The sequence below is a fragment of the uncultured Cyclobacterium sp. genome (assembly GCF_963976465.1).
GTDB lineage: Bacteria > Bacteroidota > Bacteroidia > Cytophagales > Cyclobacteriaceae > Cyclobacterium.
This window is the reverse complement of the sequence record NZ_CAXBOC010000576.1, coordinates 1-3,253: the sequence shown is the minus strand read 5'-3', so window position 1 is coordinate 3,253 and position 3,253 is coordinate 1. Positions and strand designations below refer to the sequence as shown.

The window sequence follows — 3,253 nt, the reverse complement described above, 5'->3', positions numbered from 1 at the left end:
ATGATTGGTACCTGATTGATTTTGACGGCAAACATACGACCTGGGGAAGGTGGAATCCCGAATATGTAAATGGTTTTCCTACCATGGTTGGCGACAGGAAATTAAACTCCTCTAATATCATTGCCATGTTACAAACGGCTTACCATTTTACCGGCAAGGAAATGTACAAAAAGGAAGCTTACAATTTAATGGATAAACATGGCTACCTAGAAAACCTTATGCGCCCTATGGAAGGAATTGGAAAAGCAGAAGAAGGGAGTGATGACTGGGCGGCTATGTTATCCGAGTCGTGGAACCATTCAGATGACGAGATGTATTTCCTTGGTTACTGGGGCTTGTACCGATATGCCTTTACGGATGAGTTGAAAGAGAAGTACAAGGAGGCAATCAAAGACCATTGGGAAGCCGAACGTCCAGAGAGAGACGGATTGTGGAATATTTTTGGGGCTTTGGTAGATCGAGAAAATTTTGACCTTGAGGAAGCAGTTTGGTATCTTCAGGAGCATCCTCTGGATATGATTAGCTGGAGCACAAAGAACAGCCATAGAAAAGACCTTGAGCTATTAGAGGAAAATTTTAGAAGACAAAGCACAAGTGAAGTCCTTCCTCCTGATGAACTAATGATTCGCAGGCACAATGGAAACCGCTTCACTTTGGATGGAGGCAATGGAGGAAGTCAGGAGTATAGTGCCGGCGATATATGGCTATTGCCTTACTGGATGGGAAGATATTTAAACGTAATCAGCGATCCATTAATCAAATAAAAATGAGCTTTAATAATAAAATTCAGTCCGGAGAATTGGTGCTTGGCACTTGTGTTACCTCAAATAATCCCTTGTGGCCTAAAGCACTGGCCTCCTCTGGTTTGGATTTTGTTTTTATTGATACAGAACATATCTCTCTTTCACGAAAAGAACTTGCTACCTTATGTGATACTTATAAAGGAAGAGGGATTGTTCCCATAGTAAGGGTTTATAAAGCTGACCATCACTTGATCTGCCAGGCCATTGATGCCGGGGCTACGGGGGTGGTAATCCCCTATGTTGAATCCGTTCAAGAGGTTCAGGTATTAATTGGTGCAACCAAATTCAGACCTTTAAAAGGAGAAAAATTAAACCTGTATTTAGAGGACAGAGAGAAAATACCCCAGGGCTTGGAGGATTATTTGGCCAATTACAACAAAGGGCACTTGAGTATAGTGAATATCGAAAGTGTGCCTGCATTGCAGCAATTGGATGAATTATTATCTTTACGGGGTCTTGATGGCGTATTTATAGGCCCACATGATTTGTCTGTAAGTATGGGGATTCCTGAGGCTTATGATCATCCTGATTTTGTTAAGGCCGTAAGGCAGATCATCCAAACAAGTAGAAAGTTAGGCTTAATGGTAGGAATTCATTTTTCTGAAACCATTGAAAGACAAATTTTCTGGATAAAGGAGGGGGTAAATATGGTGGTTCATAGTTCGGATTATGCGTTATTTACACAAAGGCTAAACAAAGACTTGGGGCAAGTGAGGTCCAACTTTGGGGATGCTGCCACCAAAAATCCAGGAACCTCCGATAGTCCTGTCATATAAAATTTTCTCGTGAACTTATTTAAACTGATATAAAATGACAAAAATAACAGAACAACCCTCCTTGTACAGACATTTGGAAAAAATGTCCATAGAGGAGTTGACTGCCAATATTAACAATGAAGACAAGAAAGTGGCCCTTGCCATTGAAAAAGCATTGCCGGAAATCAATCTGTTGATTAAAAACATTGTTGATAAACTTGAAAATGGCGGCAGGCTATTTTATTTAGGTGCCGGAAGTGGCGGCAGACTTTCTGTATTGGATGCGATAGAGCTTCCTACCACTTACGGAATACCCAAGGGTAAAGTGAATGTTATTTTGGCAGGTGGAGTGGATCGTTTGATAGAGGCGAGGGAAGAAAAAGAGGATGATCCCAATGCCGGTTGGGAAGCATTGAAAGGTTATGAAGTTTCTGACAAAGATTTTGTTTTAGGGATTTCGGCAAGTGGGACTACTCCCTTTGTTTTGGGGGCTTTAAAATCTTGCAAAGCAAATGCTGTGTCAACCGGTTGCATTGTAAGTAACCCCGAATCACCTATTGCGGCAAATGCAGATTTCCCTGTGGAGATACTCACCGGACCGGAATTTGTTTCCGGAAGTACCCGAATGAAGTGTGGCACTGCACAGAAAATGATTTTTGACATGATTTCCACCACCAGTATGATTCGCTTAGGCAGGGTGGAAGACAATAAAATGGTCAACGTTTTATTGATCAATGACAAGATTGTTGATAGAAGCGTGAAAATGCTTATGGAGCGTGCAGCAATGAGTAATTATGAGGAGGCAAAGGCCTTATTGATGGATAAGGGTTCTGTTAAATCAGCGCTAGCATCCTTGGGGAAATAGAAGAAAGAAAAATAGGGTAAAGCCCGATAAACAAAAAGGGTTCTGAAAATTTAATTTCAGAACCCTTTTTGTTCTTTGAGAAAAGATGTAAATCAATCCACTACCTTTTCAGCCAATACAATAATTTTATTGTCATTAACCTCCACTACTCCTCCATCTACCACCAATGACTTTTGTCCTTCAGCGGTGGTGTAAGAAACGGCACCTTTTTCAAGGGCAGATATTAAAGCAGCGTGGTTTTTCAATACTTGAAAGGAACCATCGGCTCCGGGAAAGGTGGCTTCAGACACTTCTCCTTCAAATACTTTTTGGTCCGGTGTAATGATCTCTAAATGCATGATTTATTTTATTAAAGGGTAATACTTTCGGTACTACCCTAATAAATGGCTATTATTTTTCTTCTGCCAACATTTTCTCCCCTTTGGCAATGGCATCTTCAATGCTACCTACAAGGTTAAATGCTGATTCAGGCAAGTGATCCAACTCTCCATCCATGATCATATTGAATCCTTTGATGGTATCTTTGATATCTACCAACACACCTTTAAGGCCAGTAAATTGCTCGGCAACGTGGAAAGGTTGAGAAAGGAATCTTTGTACCCTTCTGGCACGGTGTACGACCATTTTATCTTCTTCAGAAAGCTCTTCCATACCCAAGATGGCAATGATATCCTGAAGTTCTTTGTAGCGCTGTAGAAGCTCTTTTATATTGGTGGCACAGTTATAATGCTCATCACCTACTACAGATGGTTCAAGAATTCTGGAAGTAGAATCCAAAGGATCCACTGCCGGATAAATTCCTAGCTCTGCAATTTTTCTTGAAAGTACAG

Annotated in this window: 3 protein-coding genes and 2 pseudogenes; 3 read left to right on the top strand and 2 right to left on the bottom strand. The window is 40.9% G+C overall.

Annotation, left to right across the window (positions count from 1 at the left end):
* From AAC037_RS22415 to AAC037_RS22405, 3 genes and pseudogenes are all read left to right on the top strand, one after another.
* Positions 1-764: pseudogene (locus AAC037_RS22415) on the top strand (hypothetical protein); the annotation flags it as partial.
* A gap of 2 nt (positions 765-766) precedes the next feature.
* A complete protein-coding gene (locus AAC037_RS22410; RefSeq protein WP_339905755.1) occupies positions 767-1,579 on the top strand; it encodes an aldolase/citrate lyase family protein in 813 nt (270 codons plus the stop codon).
* Between the two features lie 34 nt (positions 1,580-1,613).
* Positions 1,614-2,423, top strand: coding sequence for an N-acetylmuramic acid 6-phosphate etherase (locus AAC037_RS22405; protein WP_339905754.1), 810 nt, complete (start codon positions 1,614-1,616; stop codon positions 2,421-2,423).
* A 92-nt stretch (positions 2,424-2,515) separates the two neighbouring features.
* Here the strand turns inward: AAC037_RS22405 and atpC are convergent, their stop codons facing one another.
* Together atpC and AAC037_RS22395 are read right to left on the bottom strand one after the other, a co-directional pair.
* Positions 2,516-2,761 carry an ATP synthase F1 subunit epsilon gene (atpC, locus tag AAC037_RS22400; RefSeq protein ID WP_339905753.1) on the bottom strand — a complete coding sequence of 82 codons (246 nt, stop codon included), beginning with the start codon at positions 2,759-2,761 and terminating at the stop codon, positions 2,516-2,518.
* Positions 2,762-2,813: 52 nt separating this feature from the next.
* Positions 2,814-3,253: pseudogene (locus tag AAC037_RS22395) on the bottom strand (F0F1 ATP synthase subunit beta); the annotation flags it as partial.